At 69.5% G+C, this 266-nt stretch carries 1 protein-coding gene; it reads left to right on the top strand.

All coding sequences use genetic code 11. From position 1 onward, the window contains the following. Positions 1-96: 3-hydroxyacyl-CoA dehydrogenase family protein (locus AC6CH6_RS17885; protein WP_498256165.1), on the top strand; the 96-nt coding region annotated here is incomplete at its 5' end. Positions 97-266: the final 170 nt, after the last annotated feature.

The following is a 266-nucleotide window of genomic DNA, read 5'->3' as shown; positions in this document are numbered from 1 at the left end:
CCGCGCTTCGATCCCCCGCAGCTGATGCGGGACATGGTGGCCCGCGGCGAGCTCGGCCGCAAGACCGGCAAGGGCTTCTTCACCTACGACCGGTAGCACCGATCAGTAGGCACTGCCGGTCCACGGCGGCGCCGGAGCCGAACCTCTGCACGGAAGGCGGCTCCGGCGCCGCCGCATCTCTCGAGCTACCTCCGGGCAGAGTCGGGGAGCGGCGAGAAAGCTAGTTGCTCGATCGTCACGGCGGGAGCTGCGAACACGGTCTCCGA

It is taken from the genome of Kocuria sp. GQ42 (assembly GCF_059758435.1).
Note: the sequence above shows the minus strand (reverse complement) of the source record. Positions and strands in the feature narration are given on the sequence as shown.